Consider the following 21,494-nt stretch of genomic DNA (forward strand, 5'->3'; position numbering starts at 1 on the left):
CGGAGGAGTTCGACCATAACGGCGGCGGAACAGTGTCGATTACAGCTTCTTGGCATTGTCGAGCAGGCGGCGGATGTACTCGAGCGTCAGTTCGCGCTCGAAGCTCTTGAAGCCCTGAAACAGGGCCAGGTCCGCTTCACGCGCCGCCTCGATGGCGTCGTCTTCCATGCCTTTGGCCTTGTCCGTGAGAAAGATCAGCTGCGCGCGCTTGTCGGACGGATGCGGACGACGATCGATCAACCCGTCGCGCGCCATGCGCGCAAGCGTGTTCGCCATCGTCGCCTGTTCGATGTCGACGCGGGCCAGCAACTGCTTCTGCGTCAGCCCGTCCTCGGCCCAGAGTTCGAGAAGAACGGGGAATTGCCCGGGCGAAAAGCCGAGCCGCGCCGCGCGCTGCTGGAGCGAACGAGCGAAGCCCTTGGCCAGCTGGCTGGCAAGGTAAGCTCCCGAGTCCATTCGATTAATTCCCATCTTCTCAATTAGTCGCAGAAAACTCGATGAAACAATGCAACAAATCGCATACGACGCATCACAAATGCTTCATCGCAGGCTATGTTCGAAAGATAGAGCAGCAAAACAAAGCCGCCATAGCCTGGAGGTCTGGCTATGGCGGCTTTAAAATGGGGACAAAGGCCCGGAGAGGGGATAAGGCCTTTGTCCAAGTCCGAAGCGGCGGGGGACAAGCCAGCTATCAGACCCTCGACGCGATCAAACACGATCAAACGCCGGTAGTAATCATTTGTGATCGGGAATGTGGCTTTTCAAGGGAAAGCCGAGGATTGACTATTACAAATTAGTAACACTTTGGTGAGCCAGAAACTTTTCACCCTCGGAACTTTATATGGACCTTCCAAGGTCGCCGCGCTATCCATGACGCCATGAAAAAAGGCGATCATCTCTTCCTAATCGACGGCTCCGGTTTTATCTTTCGAGCCTTTCACGCACTTCCCCCTTTGACCCGCAAATCCGACGGTTTGCCGGTGGGCGCCGTGTCGGGTTTCTGCAACATGCTGTGGAAACTCCTGACCGATGCGCGCGACACATCGGTTGGCGCGACCCCGACGCATCTGGCCGTCATCTTCGACTATTCGGCAAAGACGTTCCGCAAGGATCTCTACGACGCCTACAAGGCGAACCGCTCGACACCGCCCGACGAACTCATCCCTCAGTTCGGTCTCATCCGTCATGCCACACGGGCCTTCAACCTCCCGTGCATCGAAACGGAGGGCTTCGAGGCCGACGACATCATTGCAAGCTATGCTCGCCAGGCCGAGGCGCTCGGCGCCGACGTGACGATCGTGTCTTCGGACAAGGATCTGATGCAGCTGGTGACGACCAACGTCCACATGTACGACAGCATGAAGGACAAGCAGATCGGCATTCCTGATGTCATCGAGAAGTGGGGCGTTCCACCCGAGAAGATGATCGATCTCCAGGCGATGACCGGCGACTCGGTCGACAACGTGCCTGGCATCCCCGGCATCGGCCCGAAGACGGCGGCGCAACTGCTTGCCGACTACGGCGATCTCGACACGCTTCTCGAACGCGCGACCGAGATCAAGCAGGAGAAGCGCCGGCAGACGATCATCGAGAATGCCGACAAGGCCCGCCTGTCGCGCGAGCTCGTGCGGCTGCGCACCGATGTTCCGCTTGAACTCAAGGTCGAAGACCTGATCCTTGAGCCGCAGAACGGACCGAAGCTGATCGGCTTCTTGAAGGCAATGCAGTTTACCTCGCTGACGCGGCGCGTGGCCGAGGCTTGCGATTGCGATGCCAGCGCGATCGAAGCCGTGGATGTTCCGGTCCAGTGGGGTGCGGCAGCGCGCGGGCCGGATCTCGACGCCGCAAAGCCCGAGCCGGTTGCCGGCGGCATTCCCGACGTTGCCGGCGAGGCCGTGCCCGTTCCGGCAAAGGCGAACGGCGCGAATGGTCGCGAGGGTACCTTCCGGCCGGGCGATCTTGCCAAGGCGCGCGCCGAGGCCTTTGCCTCCCTGCCCTTCGACCACTCGCGCTATGTCACCATTCGCGACATCGCGACGCTCGACAAATGGATTGCCGATGCGCGCGAAACCGGACTGGTTGGCTTCGACACCGAGACCACGTCGCTCGATGCGATGCAGGCGGAGCTCGTCGGCTTCTCGATGGCGATTGCCGACAACGACAGGAACGCCACCGGCACCAGCATTCGCGCCGCCTACGTCCCGATCGCCCACAAGACGGGCGTCGGCGATCTGCTCGGCGGCGGGCTTGCGGACAACCAGATCCCGATGCGAGATGCCCTGCCCCGGCTGAAGGCACTGCTGGAAGACGAGTCGATCCTGAAGGTCGCCCAGAACCTCAAATACGACTACCTGCTGATGAAGCGCTACGGGGTCGAAACCAAGAATTTCGACGATACGATGCTGATCTCCTACGTGCTCGACGCAGGCACCGGCGCGCACGGCATGGACCCGTTGTCGGAGAAGTTCCTCGGCCACACGCCGATCGCCTACAAGGACGTGGCCGGCAGCGGTAAGTCGAACGTTACATTCGACCTCGTCGATATCGATCGCGCGACGCACTACGCCGCCGAGGATGCGGAGATCACGCTCAGGCTCTGGCTGGTGCTGAAACCGCGCCTTGCCGCCGAGAAGCTAACCACGGTTTACGAACGCCTCGAGCGGCCCTTGCTTCCGGTCCTGGCACACATGGAAGAACGCGGCATCACCGTCGACAGGCAGATCCTCTCGCGCCTGTCCGGAGATCTCGCACAAGGCGCCGCGGCACTCGAGGACGAAATTTTCAAGCTTGCAGGCGGTCGCTTTACCATCGGCTCGCCGAAGCAGCTGGGCGACATCCTGTTCGGCAAGATGGGACTTGCCGGCGGTACGAAGACGAAGACCGGCCAATGGTCGACCTCGGCAAGCGTTCTCGAAGACCTCGCCGCCGCGGGCTTCGAACTGCCGCGCAAGATCGTCGACTGGCGCCAGCTGACCAAGCTCAAGTCCACCTACACGGATGCGCTGCCGGGATACGTGCACCCCCAGACGAAGCGGGTTCACACCTCGTATTCGCTGGCCTCGACGACGACAGGTCGCCTGTCCTCCTCGGAACCAAACCTGCAAAACATTCCGGTTCGGACGGCGGAAGGCCGCAAGATCCGTACGGCCTTCATCTCGTCGCCGGGCCATAAGCTGATTTCGGCCGACTACAGCCAGATCGAGCTGCGCGTGCTCGCCCACGTCGCCGAGATTCCGCAGCTGACGCAGGCCTTCGCCGACGGCGTCGACATTCATGCGATGACCGCATCGGAGATGTTCGGCGTGCCTGTCGAGGGCATGCCGTCAGAAGTGCGACGTCGCGCCAAGGCCATCAACTTCGGCATCATCTACGGTATCTCAGCCTTCGGCCTTGCCAATCAGCTCTCGATCGAGCGCTCGGAAGCGGGCGACTACATCAAGAAGTATTTCGAGCGCTTCCCCGGCATCCGCGACTACATGGACAGCCGCAAGCAGATGGCGCGTGACAAGGGTTACGTCGAAACGATCTTCGGGCGGCGAATCAACTATCCGGAGATTCGCTCGTCCAACCCGTCGGTTCGCGCCTTCAACGAGCGCGCCGCGATCAACGCGCCGATCCAGGGATCAGCCGCCGATATCATTCGCCGGGCCATGATCAAGATGGAGCCGGCGCTGGCCGAAGCAGGGCTTGGCGACCGCGTGCGCATGCTCCTACAGGTGCACGACGAACTGATCTTCGAAGTCGAGGACGCAGACGTCGAAAAGGCGACGCCGATCATCGTTTCGGTGATGGAGAACGCCACCATGCCGGCGCTCGAAATGCGGGTGCCGCTGAGAGTCGACGCGCGTTCGGCCACCAACTGGGACGAAGCGCACTGAGCGCTTCGTCGAAAATTCATTAAAATTTTAATTGCCTTCCAAGACATTGATATAAAATGCTTTTCCTTTTGTTTTTCGCCGAATGACCGCGCGGATGGAAGGAACTTATTAACCTTCATTTCCTAATTCGAAAGCCGATATTAGTTGCTAATCATGAGTGAGTAGCGGTCGTATGCGCTTTCCGAGAACCAATCTGACAGGGGCCGAGGAGATTTCCGCGGAAGTCGAAGGTGAACAGCTGCAGGAACACGCAGGCGAGAAGCCTACGGCACCAATTTGGCAGAGCAATTTTTCACTGGCTCCGAATGTGCGGTTCACCCGCACGCCCGAGAATCTGATCAATCCGAAGCGCGTACCGGCGCCGCCCTTTCGCACGCCGCCGCTTGCGCTGCAGGAACGCGTTGCGACGGAAATCGGCGCGAGCGTGGAACAGCAGGCACCTGTTGTCGCGAACGCTCCGGTCGAGGTCTACGAAGCGGAGATCGCGCCGGCGATCGAGGTGCAGCCGACTGCCACCGCATTGCCGTTGATGTCGGTCGAGCCCGAGACTCACACTGTTGTCCGCGCAGCCACGGAACTGGCTGCCATCTCGGACTTCGCATTCTGGGAGGTCATGGCCTTCGAGGAAGCGGCGGCCGAACCGATCCTGTTGCCGCCGGTCTCCCTGCCGAAGGCAGAGGTCAGCCCCGAATCGATCATCAGCCGGTTCCGCGTCATGGAGTGGCGGCCTGGTCGGCAACAGCCCGCAATGGCCGTAGCTTCGGTGCCTCAGCCGGTCACCCCAGCCGCTGTCGCGCCTTCTCCCGGTTTGACGCGTGGCCGCGCCGCGCAAAACCCGGTCGCGACCGAACACAGCCGCGTGGAAGAAGCGGCGCAAGTCGAGCCGAAAGTGCAGCCTATCGCTCCGCTGCCAGTTCGCGCTTTGGCGCCGCAGCCGCTCGCACCGGCACCGCGTTTTACCGCACCGAAGGTCGTCGCCTCGAGGGTCGATGCCTCAGGCTACGAATTCCCGTCTCATTCGCTGCTGCAGGAGCCGCCTGAACGTGTCGGCGAGATCATGTCGCAGGAGACGCTGGAGCAGAATGCCGGCCTTCTGGAAAGTGTTCTCGAGGATTTCGGCATCAAGGGCGAGATCATCCATGTCCGCCCCGGCCCTGTTGTCACGCTTTACGAGTTCGAGCCGGCACCGGGCGTCAAGTCTTCCCGCGTCATCGGCCTCGCCGACGATATTGCCCGCTCGATGTCGGCCCTGTCGGCGCGTGTCGCCGTGGTTCCCGGCCGCAACGTCATCGGTATCGAATTGCCGAACGCGCTGCGCGAGACCGTCTACTTCCGTGAGATGATCGAAAGCCAGGATTTCGAGAAGAGCGGCTACAAGCTGGCGCTCGGCCTCGGCAAGACGATCGGCGGCGAACCCGTCATCGCCGAGCTCGCAAAGATGCCCCACCTGCTCGTTGCCGGCACCACCGGTTCGGGTAAGTCGGTCGCCATCAACACCATGATCCTGTCGCTGCTTTACCGGATGTCGCCCGAGCAGTGCCGCCTGATCATGGTCGATCCGAAGATGCTGGAACTCTCCGTCTATGACGGCATCCCGCACCTTTTGACGCCCGTCGTCACCGACCCCAAGAAGGCCGTCATGGCGCTGAAGTGGGCGGTGCGCGAGATGGAGGATCGGTATCGCAAGATGTCACGCCTCGGCGTGCGCAACATCGACGGCTACAACAGCCGCGTGGCGCAGGCGCGCGACAAGGGCGAGACCATCCATGTCATGGTCCAGACCGGCTTCGACAGAAGCACGGGCGCTCCGATCGAGGAGAGCCAGGAGATGGACCTGACGCCGATGCCCTATATCGTCGTCATCGTTGACGAAATGGCCGACCTGATGATGGTCGCCGGCAAGGAAATCGAAGGGGCGATCCAGCGCCTGGCGCAGATGGCGCGTGCTGCCGGTATCCACCTGATCATGGCGACGCAGCGCCCGTCGGTCGACGTCATCACCGGCACGATCAAGGCGAACTTCCCGACCCGTATCTCCTTCCAGGTGACGTCGAAGATCGACAGCCGCACTATTCTTGGCGAACAGGGCGCGGAACAACTGCTCGGCCAGGGCGATATGCTGCACATGCAGGGCGGCGGGCGGATTTCGCGCGTGCACGGACCGTTCGTTTCCGATGCCGAAGTCGAGAAGGTCGTCGCGCATCTGAAGACGCAGGGTCGGCCGGAATATCTCGACACCGTCACCGCTGACGAGGAAGAAGAGGACGGGGAAGAAGAGGACAGCGCAGTCTTCGACAAGAGCACCATGGGCTCCGAAGACGGCGACGAGCTTTACCAGCAGGCGGTCAAGGTCGTGATGCGCGACAAGAAGTGCTCGACCTCCTACATCCAGCGCCGGCTCGGCATCGGCTACAACCGTGCGGCTTCGCTCGTCGAGCGCATGGAGAAGGAAGGTCTCGTCGGCCCGGCAAATCATGTCGGCAAGCGCGAGATCGTCGCTGGACGCGGCGAAGGCGAATAACGCAGTGGCAGCGGCATCCCACAAGGGGTGCCGCTGCCAGCAGTAATGTCCGCGCCGGAGAATGCTCCGGTACGGCTTGGCCTGGCTGGGAATGGGCAGGCAGCGGTTGTGGTCTATGTGGATTGTCAGGCGGTACCGCCTGCCCGATTGCATCGAGGTCCCCGCGCTTCCAGGCCGACAGGAGCGTCTCTCGGCCTTTCCGTTGCGGTTGATCGCCGGTCCTGACGCCTGCGATCCTCCTCCTGCAAACATCATCGAACGCTGGACTTTCAACCCGTTTTGTCAGATCCGGCTCGCGACCCGGCTCCCTGTCCAATGACGTCATCAGTGTGCGCCAGATCGTTGGCGCGGGGATCGACGGGGAAGATCAGTTCGTCCAAATCACTGAAAGTTCGTTCGATTTTTTCCACGCACAACAAAATTGCGCCGTGACATCAGTCCACTTCGCCAGCCGCGAGACGTAAGGTCTCGCGTACGAAGTCGGTCTTGCCGCCTGTGTAATAGGCCCAATCGTCGTTCGCCTCGCTCATCAGGCGAAGCTTCAGCGCCGCGTATGCTTGCGCCCGCTGGGGATGCGCCCGCAAGTAATCGCGGAAGACGATGCGATCGCGGAGCACACGGTTATCGGATGAACAGAGATAGAGCCGCGCGCCATAGGAGCCCTTGCCGCAGGTGAAGGTCCAGCTCTGGTCGTTGTATTTGTCACCGTGAAACGCGTAGACGGAGAGGCCTTTTACCCGCTCGATCGCGGTCAGCAACCCATCCTCGTTGCGGAAAGCAGCGTGCAGATCGATCTTGGGCTTCGCGGCAAGGCCCGGAACCGATGTGCTGCCGACATGATGAAACACCGGTGCCAAGTCGGATAGCACCGGCTGCAGCTCTGCTTTGACCTCGTTGAAAAGCCGTGGCCACTCGGGGTCGTAAGGAACGACAACGATTGCCATCGTACCTCCCGATCCTAAGCCACTTCGGTGAGGAAGCGGTTCAGCGCATCCACGATCCTGCGCTCGCCGTCTTCAAGCGAGCCGCTGTTATCGACGTCGGTCACGTCGTAGTCGCCACGCACCGTCAGCGGGCCGCGGGCGAGCCGCGCCATGATGTCTTCATGCGTCTCGCGACCGCGCGCCTCGAGTCGGCTTGCCAGAACCTCGGCAGTCGCCGTCACATTGATGACCTTAAGCCGCGGGAAAACAGCCTTGAAATGGTGAAGCGCCGAGCGCGAGCCATTGGCGATGACCAGATTTCCCTGCGCGAGCGACACCGACACTTCAGCTGGAATGCCATATTTCAAGCCGTGCGCTTCCCACCAGACCGCGAAGCTCCCGGCCTGCTCCATCGACGCAAAGCCCTGGTCGGACACGGCGAGATGCTGCTCGCCGCCGGCATGGGTGTGGCGAGTAATGACGCGTCGGACGAAATGCACCTCAGGACGACCCCGAAAGTGCTTGGCGGCGAGCGCCATCAGCGTGTCCTTGCCGGCGCCACTCGGGCCGACGACGACGACCATGATGCCGTGCTCGGTACCTGGAACGATGTGAGGTTCGTGCGACGGGTTCATGCGACACGGCGCCCTTCACGCCAAACAGCACGGGTGACCGGCACGCCGTGATCACGGAAAACGCGGACGAGATCGGCGCGCAGGCCAGTGGCGATGCGGCCGCGGTCGTTGAGGCTAACCGTGCGAGCTGGCGTCGCGGTGACCATGGCGATCGCCTTCGGCAGCGAAATGCTCTCCACCTCGTCGGCAATCAGGAAGGGTGCGTAGAGCAGGCTGAGCGGGACGTAATCAGAGGACAGAACGTCGAGCACGCCGCGTTCGGCGAGATCGCGGGCGGCGATATTGCCGGAATGCGACTTGCCGCGCACGATGTTCGGGGCGCCCATCAGCACGCTCATGCCATGCTCGTGCGACGCCTTGGCGGCGTCGAAGCTGGTCGGGAATTCGGCGAGGCGTACGCCGTTCTCGATGGCTTCGTCGACATGGGCGAGCGTCGCGTCGTCGTGGCTGGCGACGGTGATGCCGCGCTCGGCGCAGACCTTGGAAATGGCCGTGCGGTGCGGCGTGGAATTGCGGTCAGATTCGGACACGCGACGATCAACGAACTTGGCGAACTCCGCATCGGAGAGACCGCGCTTCTTCTGGTAGTAGAAGATGTACTGATCCATCGTCTGGAACTGCCGCTGGCCGGGCGCGTGGTCCATCAGCGAGACAAGACGGACATAGGGATCGTTCTCGAAATCGGCGAAGTGCTGCAGCACGTTGTCGGCGGAGACCTCGCAGCGCAGGTGAAGCAGGTGCTCTGCACGCAGGCGGCCCTCCTGCTCGGCCTTCTGGATCGCATCGGCCATTTCGCGCATCTCGCCATGTTCGAAGCCGCCGTCCTCGTCGGCGCCCATGCGCAGGCAGTCGAAAACCGTGGTGATGCCTGAGGTGACGATCTGTGCGTCGTGCGCCTGGATTGCCGCCGTCTTGTGCCAACGCAGGCCGGGGCGCGGCGAATAGTGACCTTCCAGATGGTCGGTGTGCAGTTCGACGAGACCCGGGATCAGATAATCGCCTTCGAAATCCTCACCGACGCGGGAACTGCCCGTCGAGATATCGGCGATCTTGCCATCGCGGACGAGGACCGATCCTTCAACGATCTCATTCTCGAGAACGATGCGGGCATTTGAGAAGACTGTTTCTTTGGTCATCGAATATGGTCTTTCAATTTTTAGCGCCGGCGAGCGGCCACCAGGAATGGGCTTTGAACGGCGCGCCCCGCGCCTCCTCGACGAAAACGGCAAGGCCGCTAATGGGGAGCGGGCGGCCGATAAAGGCGGCGAAACGCTCCGCCAGAATGGCCTTCATCACGCCTGCACGCTCCTGCGGCACCTGGCCGGTCAGCGTCATGTGGAACCCGAAATCATCCATCACATAGGGATAGCCCCAGCGCAACAGATTGGCCCTCTGGCTTTCGCTCAGTTTCTCCGGGTTGCGGCGCGCTATATCCGCATCCGACAACGCGGCGCGAAACGGTTCGAAGGATTTTACCACCGTGGCGGCGAAATCCTGAAGCGGCGGATGCAGAAAAGCGGGCACCAGCGCAAAGAATTTACCCAACTGCCCAAGCACCAGCTCGGGAATGTCGAAGGCGGACGTGCGGGCGGCGAAATCCTCGACCACCTGGATCAGGTCCTTTTCGGTGACGGAGGCGGCCAGATGGAACGGTGCCTTGATCGTCGCGTGGAAAGCGTAGCGGCGAGGATCGGCTGTCAGTTCGAACTGCTCGGCGGCTGGCAGGTCCGGACAATCGGGAGCCGGATAAATTTCACCGGTGAAGGCATCGCGGCCGAGCCAGAGCGCGGCCGTGCCGTTCAAGGGGTCATCCTTCGGCGGTGTGAAATAGAGTGCGTAGCGCAAGGCTCGTATCCTGGGAATCGCTCGGAGTGCGGTCGCAGTCTTCAGTGATTTGACCACGACCGCAAGCTGGCTTCCGGCTAAAAGATTTCCGTGACAGAATGATGATGGTCCTGAACGATCCCGCGCTTTTTTCAGTAGGCCTTGGTCCCCATCAGACGGTGACGCAGGGCGTTCGACGCCATGTCGAACAGGAACACGACGATCAGGATCAGCAGCACCATGTAGGCGACGTTTTCCCAGTTCGCGTTGGTGCGCATCGCTTCCCACAGCTTGAGACCGATGCCGCCAGCGCCAACCGCGCCGATGATCGTTGCGCCGCGTACGTTCGATTCCCACTGGTAGAGCGTCTGGCTGACGAAGACCGGGACGATCTGCGGGATGATGCCGTAGCGATGGGTGAGCACGGTGGAGGCACCGGTCGACTTGATGCCTTCGCGCGGCTTGTTGTCGACGTTTTCCAGACCCTCGGAATAGAGCTTGCCGAGCGTGCCCGTTTCCGTGAGGAAAATCGCGCCGGAGCCGGCCAAGGGACCGGGACCGAAGGCGCGGGTCAGAAAGAGCGCCCAGATCAACATGTCGACCGAGCGCAGGAAATCAAAGAACCGCTTCAGGACCTGGTTCAGGACCTTGTTCGGGGTGATATTGCGCGCAGCCAGAAAGGCCAGCGGGAAAGCAAGCAACGCGCCGAGCAGCGTTCCCAAAAAGGCCATCACGATGGTCTGGAACAGCTTGGTCCAGACGTCGCCGTGCTGCCAGGCGCTGTTGTGCCAGATATTATCGAAGGCAAGCGACAGGTTGGACTGGCCGGGCTTCAGGTCCGGACCCGAAACGATCAGGCTGATAACCTCGGTCGCCGGCTTGTCGAAGAACGGCGACTGCGTGTCGAAGACGAAATTCGCCCAACCGAGGAAGCGCTTGCGGACTTTCACGCGATCGACCGAGATGCTGACATCGCCGGCAAATCCGAGATCGGCAAGGACGTTGTCATCGTAGACCGTCATCCAGGCAGGGACCGGGCCGACGACCTTCGGGGCGCCGCTGGAGACGTCCACCGGCACGCTGATGCCATGAGCCGTGAGAACCGTTTCCTTGCTGGAGATCGTGACTGTGCGGCTTGTGCCCATGACGGAGGCTGTGACGCTGCCATCGGGATTGTTCACAACCCAGTCGGGATGCGGATCGTCGCCGAGCGGCGAGAAGCGCGGATACTTGACCGTGATACCATCATCACCGATGCGGAACTCCGGCTGCACGTCATAGCTGACCCACTGGCTGAGATAGAGGCCGACGCGCTCCCAGTGAGCTTCGGCAAGCAGCTTCGGCAGGTCGAAGAACCAGGTCGCGTAAAGCGCATAGACGAGAGTCGCGATCACGATCATCAGGCCGCCGAAGCGCTGCTTGAAGGACCGCTTGAAATATTCCGGATAGCGCTGCTCGATCTCGTGCATCCGGTTGGCGTCGATCACCGTCATGGCGGACCTCAATGCTGCAAAAGGAAGGCGTGCTCGCCGACGAGGCGGCGGCGCAGCCATGCGGAGAACTGGTCGACCGCAACGATTGTGATGAAAAGCAGGAGAACGAGCGCCATCGTCTTGGCGCCGAATCCACGCGAGATGGAGAGCTTCAGCTCCTCGCCGATACCGCCGCCGCCGACGGCACCGATGATGGTGGAGGCGCGGACGTTGATCTCGAGGCGCAGCAGTGCGTAGGAGACGAAGTTCGGCATGACCTGCGGCATCGCGGCGAAGCGGACGCGCTCCGACCAGCTGGCACCGACGGCTTTCATGCCTTCATCCGGCTTCATGTCGATGTTTTCGACGACCTCATAGAAGAGTTTACCGAGCGCCCCGATAGTGTGCAGGCTGACCGCGATGATCGCGGCAACCGGACCGATCGATAGGATGGCCGAAAACAGGCCGGCGATGACGATCTCGGGGAAGGCACGCAGGAATTCCGTCAGACGCTTGGCGACGATGCGCAGCGGATTGGATGGTGCCAGATTGCCGGCCACGAGAAAGCTCAGCGGCACGGCGAAGATGAAGCCGATGAGAGTCGAGACCAGCGCGACGTTGATCGTGATGATCATCAAATGGAAATATTCGGGAATATAGAAATCGCCCCAGACATAGACGCGACCCTCGGCGAAATTGTACTCCTCGCCGGTCTTCTGGATCGGGCTTGCGACATCGAACAGGGCGCGCCAGACGTCATTCCAATCCTTGGGAATGAGCCAGCTCAGAAAATCGAAGAGATGCGGCAGGCGTTCGAAGAAATGGCCGGCATTGCTTTCGTCTGCGAACCGTACCGAGGCGACAAAGGCAGCCAGCAGGATCACCAGCCCGAGACCGGTATAGAGGCGACGGCGGGCCACCATCTTGCTCCAGGCGTCACCGATTTCACTTGCGCTTTGCTGGACGGCGGGCGCTTGGGCGTTGGGATCGGCAAAAGTCATGAAGGGTGTCCGCTTTCTTCGCAGGAAAAAGGGCGGCTTGTGACGGCCGCCCTCCAACTGTCAGGATCGATCAACCGCCGATGGCAGCCTTACGAGCGTCGATGATGGCGTTGTAGAAGTCAGCCTGAACCTTGGTGTAGCCCTGGTAGTCGCCGCCTTCGATGGCTGCGAAGCACTTGGCATCCTTTTCCGGGAGCTTCATGAAGAAGTCGGTGAGCTTGGCCTGCCAATCAGCGCCGAGTTCGTTGCGAACGACGAGCGGGCCGTTCGGGATCAGCGGCGAACGCCAGACTTCAACCAGCTTGTTCGGGTCTACGGTGCCCTTGTCGACGGCCTTGCGGAAGGTGCCGGAGGTGTAGCCGTCCTTGAAATCGCCGATGCCCGAGGAGTCATCAACAGCGATGTCGACCTTGCCGTCGTAAGCGGCGAGAAGGTTGTTCTCGTGGCCGCCGTTGAACTGCGTGGACGCGAAGTACTGGTCGTTCGGCATGCCAGTGTCCTTCGGGATCTGCGTCAGCGGGATCAGGTAGCCCGAGGTGGAGTCCGGATCGGCGTAGCCGAGCTTCTTGCCCTTTGCGTCCTTGATGTCCTTGATGCCGGAGGACTTCAGGGCGAGACCGATCGAGTGGTAGCCCGTCGAGCCGTCCTTCTGAACCGTCGTCAGGATCGGCGTAACGGCCTTGTCGTCCTTGATGGCGATGGCGGCGTAGCCGGAAGCGCCGAGCTCCGCGAAGTCGAGCGTGCCGCCGAGCAGACCCTGGATAACGCCGTCATAGTCAGCAGCCGGGAAGAGCGAAACCTTCTCGAAGCCGAACTCGGTCTTCAGGTGGTCAGCCAGGCAAGCGTAGTTGCGCAGGCGGTCGGCTTCGTTTTCGCCGCCGAGGATGCCGACGCGGAATTCCTTGAGGTCTGCGGCATGCGAGACGCCGGCAAGCGCAAACAGCGCCGTCGCGGCAAAGAGTGCTTTCTTCAACATGGTACTCTCCTGATTGACCGGTGTCCCCGGCGATCTCTGGTTAGAAGAAGGTGCCCATAACGCGGGCTTACGATCGAGGCCGCCCCTCTCAGAGACCGGCCAGCGCCAGCGGTTGCAAGCCGGCGGATTGATTGGCGGCAACGGCCGCGGGAATGTTGATCGAGGTCGAGGTCATCGTCTCGTCGATGCTGGCGCCATCCTTGTCGGTGCCGTAGATCTGCTTGACGGCATCGGCGGTCAATTCGGAAGGCCTGCCATCGAACACGACGCGGCCAGCGGCCATCCCGACGATGCGTTCGCAATAGTTGCGGGCCGTATCGAGCGTATGAAGGTTGGTGATGACGGTGATGCCTTCGCGCTCGTTGATATCGCGCAGCGCGTCCATGACAATCTTCGCATTGAGCGGGTCGAGCGAGGCGATCGGCTCGTCGGCGAGCACCATCTTCGGGTTCTGCATCAGGGCGCGGGCAATCGCCACGCGCTGCTGCTGGCCGCCCGACAGAGTGCCGGCCATCTGCAAAGCCGTCTGCTCGATGCCGAGACGCTCAAGGGCAGCGATGGCGTGGATGCGCTCTTCGCGGCTAAAAAGACCGAGCAGGCTCATCGTGGTCGAACGATGGTTGAGACGACCGAGCATGACGTTGGTCAGAACGTCGAGACGCGGAACGAGATTGAACTGCTGGAAGATCATCGCGCAATCGCGCTGCCAGTTGCGCAGCGCCTGGCCACGGAGACTGGAAACCTCGACGCCGGCGAAATGGATCGAGCCCGACGTCGGCTCCTGCAGACGGTTGATCATGCGCAGAAGCGTGGACTTACCGGCGCCGGAACGGCCGATAATGCCGACCATCTGGCCCTGAGGAATGTCGAGCGTCACGGAATCAACAGCTGTCTTCTTTCCGAAACGGCGGGTGACATTCTTCAGTTCGAACATCATGCTCTTCCTCATAGTCCAGATGCGATATGAGGGAGTGCATTAGTCCCGGTTCATGAAGCTCCAATGTCAGTTTTATGTAAGGACTGTCATAATCGAGTTTTGGGGGATAACGAAGCCCGGCCGGTTTGCCTGAAGATAAGAGCCTGCCGGTCGGCGTCTCGCCTCGCGATTTCAACCCCCGGCCTGTCGCCATTGACGGTTGACCGGACCGCCAGTCGATGGCAGGCAATCCGGGACCCGACGATAGTGGAGTAAAGCGATGGACCAGACACTCTTCAAAAGCCTGTGCAAAGACGGGAAGTTCAAAGAGGCCCTCGCTCTCGCCATCCGCGGACACGAGGACGAGAAGTTCACGCCCAGCCGCTTTTCCATGGACAAGAAGACCGGACTGCCGATCTTCTACCGCGGCAACAAGCGCGTCGAACCTGACGAGACCGGTGAATGGCAGCTGGCGAAGAACCCATGGGCGTGAGGGCCGAAGCCAAGAGTTGATTGCGGCAACGGCGACGGCGGCGCGTGCAGCCACCTGGCCTCAAGGCGTTTCGGACAGCTGCGAGCGATATCCGTGCCGGCGGCGCCTATCGGAAACCTGCACTTCCGCGCGCGGGCCGACTTGGGTCAACTTTCATCGGATACCCTTGCCACGCCGTGACAGGCGGCCGCGCTCGGCGAGTTCATCCGCGCGCTCGTTGCCGGCAAGGCCCGAATGGCCCTTGCACCAGGCGATCGTCAGCAGGCGATTGCGCGAGAGTTGAGCGTCTATCGCCTTCCAAAAATCCGGATTTGCGATGGTGCGGCTTCGGACCTTCGCGTTGGCGCTTATCTTCTTCCAGCCGTTGTTCTTCCAGATGTGGCGCCAGTGATTGCAGCCTTTGACGGCGTAAACGGAGTCGGACCAGACGACGGCTGTTTCCCCCGCTGCATTGCTGTTGATCCACGCCACCGCTTCGAGCAGCGCGACCAGTTCGGTCGCATTGCTGGCGGTGTCCCTGACGCAGCCAAAACCGGAGGCGACTTCGGCATCGTCGCGAAAGACCACAAATGCCCAGCCGCCCTCCCCTGAATCGGGTTCGTAACAACCGTCGGCGAAGACGTGGAGATCGTGCCTGGAGCCAATATTTTCAGCAAGGAGAATAGTGTCGGTGTTGTCGGTCATTTGCGCCTTGTGACATCCATCCGCGAGGACCGATCGCGGGAGGCTCGGTCTTATACCGAACCACCAGGAACGCCAGACCTATTCGGCAGCCGCCAGAAACACCGTGTTCTCTGAAGAAGACGCAAGGGCGCGAACCTTGGCTTCCGTCTTGGCGATCAACCGGTAGAACTCGTCCTGCGCGTCGACATCGAGCTGGATGACGGCATTTACGTCGTCCGGCGTATCGCAGACGCAGGCGACCGCCGATATCGGACAGATACCACCCGGATAGCGCTTGCCGGTTCCCGTGTAGGCGCGGCGGCCCCAATGCTCGGAATAGACCGTTTCCTCACGATCAAGCTCCAGGATCGTGCCCTTGCAGGCGGTCACGATCGCAGCCTTGCCGTAGGCGAACCAATGATAGTTGAGCTTGCGCAGAATATACTTACCAGTGATATCTTCGCCGGCCAATTCCGCCGGATCTTCAATCATTCTGATCATGATGACTTCCTCAAGATCAGTCTAATATCCATGAAGTAGGTTTACGAGACAAGTCGGAAAAGGGTAGCTTTTGTAAAGACTTAGTCACAATGTGTTTCCGATTCTTACAGGAATTGGCATTCACGCAAGCTCATCCACGCCCAAGACGCGTGGTTATCCTTGCGGCAAACAGGGGTCGTCTCCTGTTCTTTCTTAGCAGAGACAGGCGCGACTATTGTGACAATGGGGTGAGCCGATGCTTCGTCGGCTGCAAAGTTTTAGGCACCCAGGCGTGCCGCGAGCAACGGCGGTCGGCCGGCCGATTTTGGGCCGGTCAAGCTCCGGGCAGAATGAGCGCCCCAGTCTGGGGCGCCCGATCATGCTTCGTAGCGGGCGAGGAAATCTTCGGCGCTCAGCGCGCGGAAATCGGCCAGCGCGACCCGCAGGCGGTCGTGCTCCCAATCCCACCAGGCGAGCTTGTCCATCCGTTCGCCGACCTCCTTCGGGAAGCGTTCGCGGATCAGCCTGGCGGGGACGCCGCCGACGATGGTGTAAGGGGCAACATCCTTGGAGACGACGGCACCGGCGCCGATGACCGCGCCATTGCCGACCGTAACACCGGGCAGGATGGTCACACCGTGGCCGATCCAGACGTCATGCCCGATGACGACGCGGTTGGAGCGACGCCATTCGAAGAAATCGGTCTCCATATCGGCATCCGGCCAATAGTCGGCGGCGCGATAGGTGAAGTGGTGCAGCGTTGCGCGCCAGGTCGGGTGGTTGGTGGCGTTGATGCGCACCGAGGCGGCGATGTTGACGAACTTGCCGATCGTCGCGCACCAGATGGCGCCGTCCTGCATGACATAGGAATAGTCGCCGAACTCGACTTCCTCGATGCGGCAACGCTCCGAGACCTCCGTGAAGCGGCCGAAGGTGGCGTTCTTCACGGATGCCGTTTCATTGAAATAGGGCTCGAGGCCAATCCTGCGGCTCATGCGGCGATTGCCTTTCGCGGCGAGAACTTCTGAACGTCGATAATGCGGTCGGCGACGGCCTCGCGCACTTCCTCATCGTGGAAGATGCCGAGAAGGGCGACCCCCGCCTTCTTCTTTTCCTCGATCATGCCGACGACGACGGCGCGGTTCCTGGCGTCGAGCGAGGCCGTCGGCTCGTCGAGGAGCAGGACGGTATGCTCGGTGATGAAGCCGCGGGCGATGTTGACGCGCTGCTGCTCGCCGCCGGAGAAAGTGGCGGGCGGGAGCTGCCAGAGCGCTTCCGGCAGGTTCAGCTTCGAGAGAAGGTTTGCCGCCTTCTCCCGCGCCGTTTCCGCCTTCTCGCCGCGGGCGACCAGCGGCTCGGCAACAACGTCAATCGCCGCGACACGCGGCACTGTTCGCAGGAACTGGCTGACATAGCCGAGTGTGTGGCGACGAACGTCGATGATCGTGCGCGGGTCAGCGGTCGCCAGATCGACGATCTTGTCATGATGCTTGATGAGGATCTGGCCGCTATCGACGGCATAGTTGCCATAGGTCATCTTCAGGAGCGAGCTCTTGCCGATGCCCGAAGGGCCGCCGAGGACCACGCATTCCCCGGATGCGACGGAAAAGGATACGTCCGAAACGACCGGCAGCTTGATGCCGTCGCGCAGGTGCATGGTGAAGCTCTTGACGACTTCAGAAACAACGAGTGGCGTTGCCATGATTTCTTTCCTTAGTTTCGCTTGCCACGGACACCTGTAGCCGGAGTCCGAACAGCATTCGCGATCAGACCTGCAGGATGGAGGAAACGAGGAGCTGCGTGTATGGCTCGCGCGGATCGTCGAGGACGCGATCGGTCAGCCCCTGCTCGATGACATGGCCATCCTTCATCACCATCATGCGGTGCGACAGCAGGCGCGCGACGGCGAGGTCGTGGGTGACGATGATCGCGGCAAGGCCTAGATCGTTGACGAGACCACGCACGAGATCGAGCAAGCGTGCCTGCACCGACACGTCGAGGCCGCCGGTCGGCTCGTCCATGAACACCAGACGCGGGCCGGTCACCAGATTGCGGGCGATCTGCAGACGCTGGCGCATGCCGCCGGAGAAGGCGCGCGGCTGGTCATCGATACGGCCTTCGTCGATCTCGACGCGCTGCAGCCAGTCGATAGCTGTGGAGCGGATGTTGCCGTAGTGGCGGTCGCCGATCGCCATCAGGCGTTCGCCGACATTGGCACCCGCAGACACCGTCATGCGCAGACCGTCAGCCGGATTCTGATGCACGAAACCCCAGTCCGTGCGCATCAGGAAGCGGCGCTCGGCCTCGTTCATGCGGTAGAGGTCGCGATAGGCGCCGTCGCGCATGTGGTATTCGACGCTGCCGGCGGTCGGCATCAACCGCGTCGAGATGCAATTGAGCAGCGTCGTCTTGCCTGAGCCGGATTCACCGACGATGGCGAGCACTTCGCCGGGCCAGAGCTCGAAGGAGACCTTCCGGCAGCCGATACGGTTGCCGTAGAACTTCGAGACGTCGTTGACTTTGAGAAGCGGGGTGTCGCTCATTCGGCGGCCTCCTGATTGGGTGCCAACATCTCGCCGGCATGCCCATGGGCGCGGCGATCTTCGCAATGGTCAGTGTCGGAGCAGACGAACATGCGCCCGCCCTTGTCATCGAGGATGACCTCGTCGAGATAGACCTCTTCCGCGCCGCAGAGCGCACAGGGCTTGCCGAAGCGCTGGATCTCGAAGGGATAGTCGTCGAAATCGAGGCTGACGACTTCGGTATAGGGCGGAACGGCATAGATACGCTTCTCGCGCCCTGCCCCGAAGAGCTGCAGCGCCTCCGACATGTGCATTTTCGGATTGTCGAACTTCGGCGTCGGCGACGGGTCCATGACGTAGCGGCCGGCGACCTTGACCGGATAGGCATAGGTCTTGGAGATACGGCCGTTATGCGCGATGTCCTCATAGAGCTTCACATGCATGAGACCGTATTCCTCAAGCGCGTGCATCTTGCGGGTTTCGGTCTCGCGCGGCTCGAGGAAGCGCAGCGGTTCCGGGATCGGAACCTGGTAGACCAGCACCTGGTTGGCGGCGAGCTTTTCTTCCGGGATACGGTGGCGGGTCTGGATGATCGTTGCATCCTTGGTATGCGTCGTCACTGCGACGCTTGCGACCTTCTGGAAGAAGGCGCGGATCGAGACGGCGTTGGTCGTATCGTCGGCGCCCTGGTCGATGACCTTCAGCACGTCATCCGGCCCGACGATCGAGGCCGTGACCTGCACGCCGCCGGTGCCCCAGCCGTACGGCATTGGCATTTCGCGCGAGGCGAAGGGTACCTGGTAGCCGGGGATGGCGATCGCCTTCAAGATCGCGCGGCGGATCATGCGCTTCGTCTGTTCGTCGAGGTAAGCGAAATTGTAGCTGGCTAGATCGGTCATTCCGCAGCCTCCTTGATCGTGTCATCGCCGCCGATGCGGTTGGCTTCGAATTCGTTGCGCATGCGGCGAACCAAATCGAGTTCCGCCTGGAAGTCGACGTAGTGGGGCAACTTCAGGTGTTCGACGAAGCCGGTCGACTGCACATTGTCGGCATGCGAGATGACGAATTCCTCGTCCTGTGCCGGAGCCGTGATGTCCTCGCCGAGTTCTTCGGCGCGCAGCGCACGATCGACGAGCGACATGGACATCGCCTTGCGCTCGCTCTGGCCGAAGACCAGGCCATAGCCGCGGGTAAACTGCGGTGGCGCCTTGGACGAACCCTTGAACTGGTTAACCATCTGGCACTCCGTCACCTGGATGGTGCCGAGCGAGACGGCGAAGCCGAGTTCGGGAACGTCGAATTCGACGTCGACCTCACCGATGCGGATCTCGCCGGTGAACGGATGGTTGCGGCCGTAACCGCGCTGCGTGGAATAACCGAGCGCCAGCAGGAAACCTTCGTCGCCACGGGCGAGCGCCTGAAGGCGCAGATCGCGCGTCATCGGGAATTCCATCGGCTCGCGGGTCAGGTCGCCGATCTCGTGATCCTCGGGCATTTCGCCATCGCCCTCGATCAGGCCTTCCTGCGCCAGGATTTCCGAAACGCGCATGACGCGGCCGGTTTCTGCCTCGCGAAGCGTCGGTTCTTCGACGGCTTCGTCGGTCAGTAGCGAAGGGTCGAGAAGGCGATGCGTGTAGTCGAAGGTCGGGCCGAGCAGCTGGCCGCCGGGCAGATCCTTGTAGGTGGCGGAGACGCGACGCTCGATCTTCATGCGGGCGGTGTCAACAGGCTTGCTATAGCCGAAGCGCGGTAGCGTCGTGCGATAGGCGCGAAGCAGGAAGATCGCTTCGATCATGTCGCCGCGCGACTGGCGGACGGCAAGCGCTGCAAGCGTGCGATCGTAGAGCGAGGCTTCGGCCATGACACGGTCGACGGCCAGCGCCAGCTGCGCCACGATCTGGTCGATACCGATAGCCGGCAACGAACGGTCGCCGCGACGGCGATCCGCCAGCAGGCGATGGGCGTTGGCAATGGCGGCCTCGCCCCCTTTGACAGCAACATACATGGGTCACATCTCCGTCGCGGTGATCTTGGTGGTGCGCGGCAGGCAGACGAACCGGCTGCCCGAGGTCAGCACGATGTCGATGCCGCGCGGGAAGACGGCGCGGTTCTCCGTCCAGAGGCGGAGGAAGGTATCTGGCAGGCCAAGCGGCGCGATGTCGGTGACCGTCTTGATGCCGGGGCCCATGAGCGCCAGCTTGCGGCCGCCTTCGATATCCGCCAGTTCGATGACAACGGTCGTCGAACGGTCCGGATACTCCTGCGTGCCTGCGGCGAAGAGACCGAACGACGACAGAGGTGTTCCGGCTTCGACAAAGGCGAAACGCGCTTCGGCCTTCTCCGGCGTCACCGGCGCACCGGTATAGAAGCCGAGCCATTGCGGCACAGCGGATTTTGCCAGCCCTGATGACAGCCAGACGGGCGTGTCATGGTCGCAGAGCGTGAGGGCGATCGCGCCTGATGCAACGCCGAGCGGGGCCGGCGGCAGAGCATCGGGGGCGACCGTCTGGATCGTGCCCGGACGCGCCATCGCATCCATCATCAGCTTGAACACGCTCTGGGCGTGGAAGACCGGCTCGGCGAAGCCTCCGGCCAATACGTCATTCTTAGGAACTTCCGTCTTGAGGCTCATCAGTCGTCTCCGCGAACCATGGTGAAGAAATCGACGCGCGTTGCCGCCGTCTCGTCGGCCTTGCGGCGATCGGCATCGGCGACGCGGGAAGCGATCGGCTGAAGAAGCGCCTGCTCGACAAGCGGCTGCGTTACCGGCTCCTGCCAGAGGGCGTCGAAGATGGCTGAAAGTCGGGCCTTCTCGTGATCGGTGCCGAGCGCCTGGGCGTGACCGACGGTGCCCGATGCGAGGCGCACGGTGGCGCGGGTGACCGTTACCTCGCCGAGGTTGAATGGCGCACCGCCGCCACCCATCCGGCCGCGAATCATGACGAGGCCCGTTTCCGGTCCACGCACCGGCTGGACCGCAGGCTTTTCCGCCAGCTTGTCCCATGCCGCCAGCAATTCCTGCCGTTCCGCGCGAGCAAGCAGGTCGACGACACGCTTGCGCCCACCTGCCGCCGTCTCATTCTTTTCCGCTAAGGTCATCGCCACATCCTTTAAATGTCTATTGATATAGACAACTATACAAGATATGTTTAGGCTTAAAACGCGGACGTGACAAGCGTGTGACATCGAG

General features: G+C 61.7%; 21 protein-coding genes. 3 read left to right on the forward strand and 18 right to left on the reverse strand.

The genetic code is table 11. The annotated features are described in order from the left end of the window. Nucleotides 1–39: 39 nt before the first annotated feature. The gene (locus C934_RS0103155; RefSeq protein WP_016552356.1) at nt 40–456 is read right to left on the reverse strand and encodes a MarR family winged helix-turn-helix transcriptional regulator; all 417 of its coding nucleotides are present in this window, start codon (nt 454–456) and stop codon (nt 40–42) included. 422 nt (nt 457–878) lie between these two features. Here C934_RS0103155 and polA point away from each other — a divergent pair, with 422 nt between their 5' ends. Both polA and C934_RS0103165 read left to right on the forward strand, forming a co-directional pair. Further along, complete coding sequence (gene polA / locus C934_RS0103160) at nt 879–3,878, forward strand: DNA polymerase I (RefSeq protein ID WP_018855252.1); 3,000 nt, start codon at nt 879–881, stop codon at nt 3,876–3,878. Between the two features lie 172 nt (nt 3,879–4,050). Then, a complete protein-coding gene (locus tag C934_RS0103165) occupies nt 4,051–6,399 on the forward strand; it encodes a DNA translocase FtsK (protein WP_018855253.1) in 2,349 nt (782 codons plus the stop codon). A 434-nt stretch (nt 6,400–6,833) separates the two neighbouring features. Here the strand turns inward: C934_RS0103165 and C934_RS0103175 are convergent, their stop codons facing one another. The 8 genes from C934_RS0103175 to phnC form a co-directional block, all read right to left on the reverse strand. Continuing rightward, on the reverse strand, nt 6,834–7,343 hold the full coding sequence (locus C934_RS0103175; protein WP_018855255.1) for a GrpB family protein: 510 nt from the start codon (nt 7,341–7,343) through the stop codon (nt 6,834–6,836). A gap of 14 nt (nt 7,344–7,357) precedes the next feature. Further along, complete coding sequence (phnN, locus tag C934_RS0103180) at nt 7,358–7,957, reverse strand: phosphonate metabolism protein/1,5-bisphosphokinase (PRPP-forming) PhnN (protein ID WP_018855256.1); 600 nt, start codon at nt 7,955–7,957, stop codon at nt 7,358–7,360. Beyond that, a complete protein-coding gene (locus C934_RS0103185; protein ID WP_018855257.1) occupies nt 7,954–9,093 on the reverse strand; it encodes an alpha-D-ribose 1-methylphosphonate 5-triphosphate diphosphatase in 1,140 nt (379 codons plus the stop codon). Before C934_RS0103185 ends, phnN begins: the two co-directional genes overlap by 4 nt. A 13-nt stretch (nt 9,094–9,106) precedes the next feature. Beyond that, nucleotides 9,107–9,802 (reverse strand): DUF1045 domain-containing protein, encoded by a 696-nt coding sequence (locus C934_RS0103190; RefSeq protein ID WP_018855258.1) that lies wholly within the window; start codon nt 9,800–9,802, stop codon nt 9,107–9,109. A 131-nt stretch (nt 9,803–9,933) separates the two neighbouring features. Further along, nucleotides 9,934–11,274, reverse strand: coding sequence for a phosphonate ABC transporter, permease protein PhnE (gene phnE, locus C934_RS0103195; protein WP_018855259.1), 1,341 nt, complete (start codon nt 11,272–11,274; stop codon nt 9,934–9,936). 8 nt (nt 11,275–11,282) lie between these two features. Continuing rightward, nucleotides 11,283–12,254 (reverse strand): phosphonate ABC transporter, permease protein PhnE, encoded by a 972-nt coding sequence (gene phnE / locus C934_RS0103200; RefSeq protein WP_018855260.1) that lies wholly within the window; start codon nt 12,252–12,254, stop codon nt 11,283–11,285. 70 nt (nt 12,255–12,324) lie between these two features. Continuing rightward, nucleotides 12,325–13,230: a phosphonate ABC transporter substrate-binding protein gene (gene phnD, locus C934_RS0103205; RefSeq protein WP_018855261.1), complete on the reverse strand. Its 906-nt coding sequence runs from the start codon at nt 13,228–13,230 to the stop codon at nt 12,325–12,327. An 88-nt stretch (nt 13,231–13,318) separates the two neighbouring features. Then, a complete protein-coding gene (gene phnC, locus C934_RS0103210; RefSeq protein ID WP_018116733.1) occupies nt 13,319–14,164 on the reverse strand; it encodes a phosphonate ABC transporter ATP-binding protein in 846 nt (281 codons plus the stop codon). Nucleotides 14,165–14,426: 262 nt separating this feature from the next. Here phnC and C934_RS0103215 point away from each other — a divergent pair, with 262 nt between their 5' ends. After that, nucleotides 14,427–14,639 carry a hypothetical protein gene (locus C934_RS0103215; protein WP_016552344.1) on the forward strand — a complete coding sequence of 71 codons (213 nt, stop codon included), beginning with the start codon at nt 14,427–14,429 and terminating at the stop codon, nt 14,637–14,639. Between the two features lie 153 nt (nt 14,640–14,792). Here C934_RS0103215 and C934_RS0103220 read toward each other — a convergent pair whose 3' ends face one another. The 9 genes from C934_RS0103220 to phnG all read right to left on the reverse strand — a co-directional run bounded on the left by C934_RS0103220 (nt 14,793) and on the right by phnG (nt 21,403). Further along, complete coding sequence (locus C934_RS0103220; RefSeq protein ID WP_018855262.1) at nt 14,793–15,323, reverse strand: ribonuclease H family protein; 531 nt, start codon at nt 15,321–15,323, stop codon at nt 14,793–14,795. A 78-nt stretch (nt 15,324–15,401) separates the two neighbouring features. Further along, a complete protein-coding gene (locus C934_RS0103225; protein ID WP_018116731.1) occupies nt 15,402–15,803 on the reverse strand; it encodes a hypothetical protein in 402 nt (133 codons plus the stop codon). Between the two features lie 356 nt (nt 15,804–16,159). After that, entirely contained in the window at nt 16,160–16,777 is a 618-nt protein-coding gene (locus tag C934_RS0103230; RefSeq protein ID WP_018855263.1) for a DapH/DapD/GlmU-related protein, read from the reverse strand. Further along, nucleotides 16,774–17,484, reverse strand: coding sequence for a phosphonate C-P lyase system protein PhnL (gene phnL, locus C934_RS0103235; protein WP_018855264.1), 711 nt, complete (start codon nt 17,482–17,484; stop codon nt 16,774–16,776). Before phnL ends, C934_RS0103230 begins: the two co-directional genes overlap by 4 nt. Before the next feature lie 64 nt (nt 17,485–17,548). Further along, complete coding sequence (gene phnK, locus C934_RS0103240) at nt 17,549–18,325, reverse strand: phosphonate C-P lyase system protein PhnK (protein WP_018855265.1); 777 nt, start codon at nt 18,323–18,325, stop codon at nt 17,549–17,551. Continuing rightward, on the reverse strand, nt 18,322–19,203 hold the full coding sequence (locus C934_RS0103245; protein ID WP_018855266.1) for an alpha-D-ribose 1-methylphosphonate 5-phosphate C-P-lyase PhnJ: 882 nt from the start codon (nt 19,201–19,203) through the stop codon (nt 18,322–18,324). The genes phnK and C934_RS0103245 overlap by 4 nt, the downstream gene beginning before the upstream one ends. Further along, the gene (locus C934_RS0103250; RefSeq protein ID WP_018855267.1) at nt 19,200–20,309 is read right to left on the reverse strand and encodes a carbon-phosphorus lyase complex subunit PhnI; all 1,110 of its coding nucleotides are present in this window, start codon (nt 20,307–20,309) and stop codon (nt 19,200–19,202) included. The genes C934_RS0103245 and C934_RS0103250 overlap by 4 nt, the downstream gene beginning before the upstream one ends. 3 nt (nt 20,310–20,312) lie before the next feature. Next, on the reverse strand, nt 20,313–20,936 hold the full coding sequence (gene phnH, locus C934_RS0103255) for a phosphonate C-P lyase system protein PhnH (RefSeq protein ID WP_018855268.1): 624 nt from the start codon (nt 20,934–20,936) through the stop codon (nt 20,313–20,315). After that, on the reverse strand, nt 20,936–21,403 hold the full coding sequence (gene phnG, locus C934_RS0103260) for a phosphonate C-P lyase system protein PhnG (protein ID WP_018855269.1): 468 nt from the start codon (nt 21,401–21,403) through the stop codon (nt 20,936–20,938). Before phnG ends, phnH begins: the two co-directional genes overlap by 1 nt. Nucleotides 21,404–21,494: the final 91 nt, after the last annotated feature.

The sequence above is a fragment of the Rhizobium sp. 42MFCr.1 genome (assembly GCF_000377185.1).
GTDB classification, from domain to species: domain Bacteria; phylum Pseudomonadota; class Alphaproteobacteria; order Rhizobiales; family Rhizobiaceae; genus Rhizobium; species Rhizobium altiplani.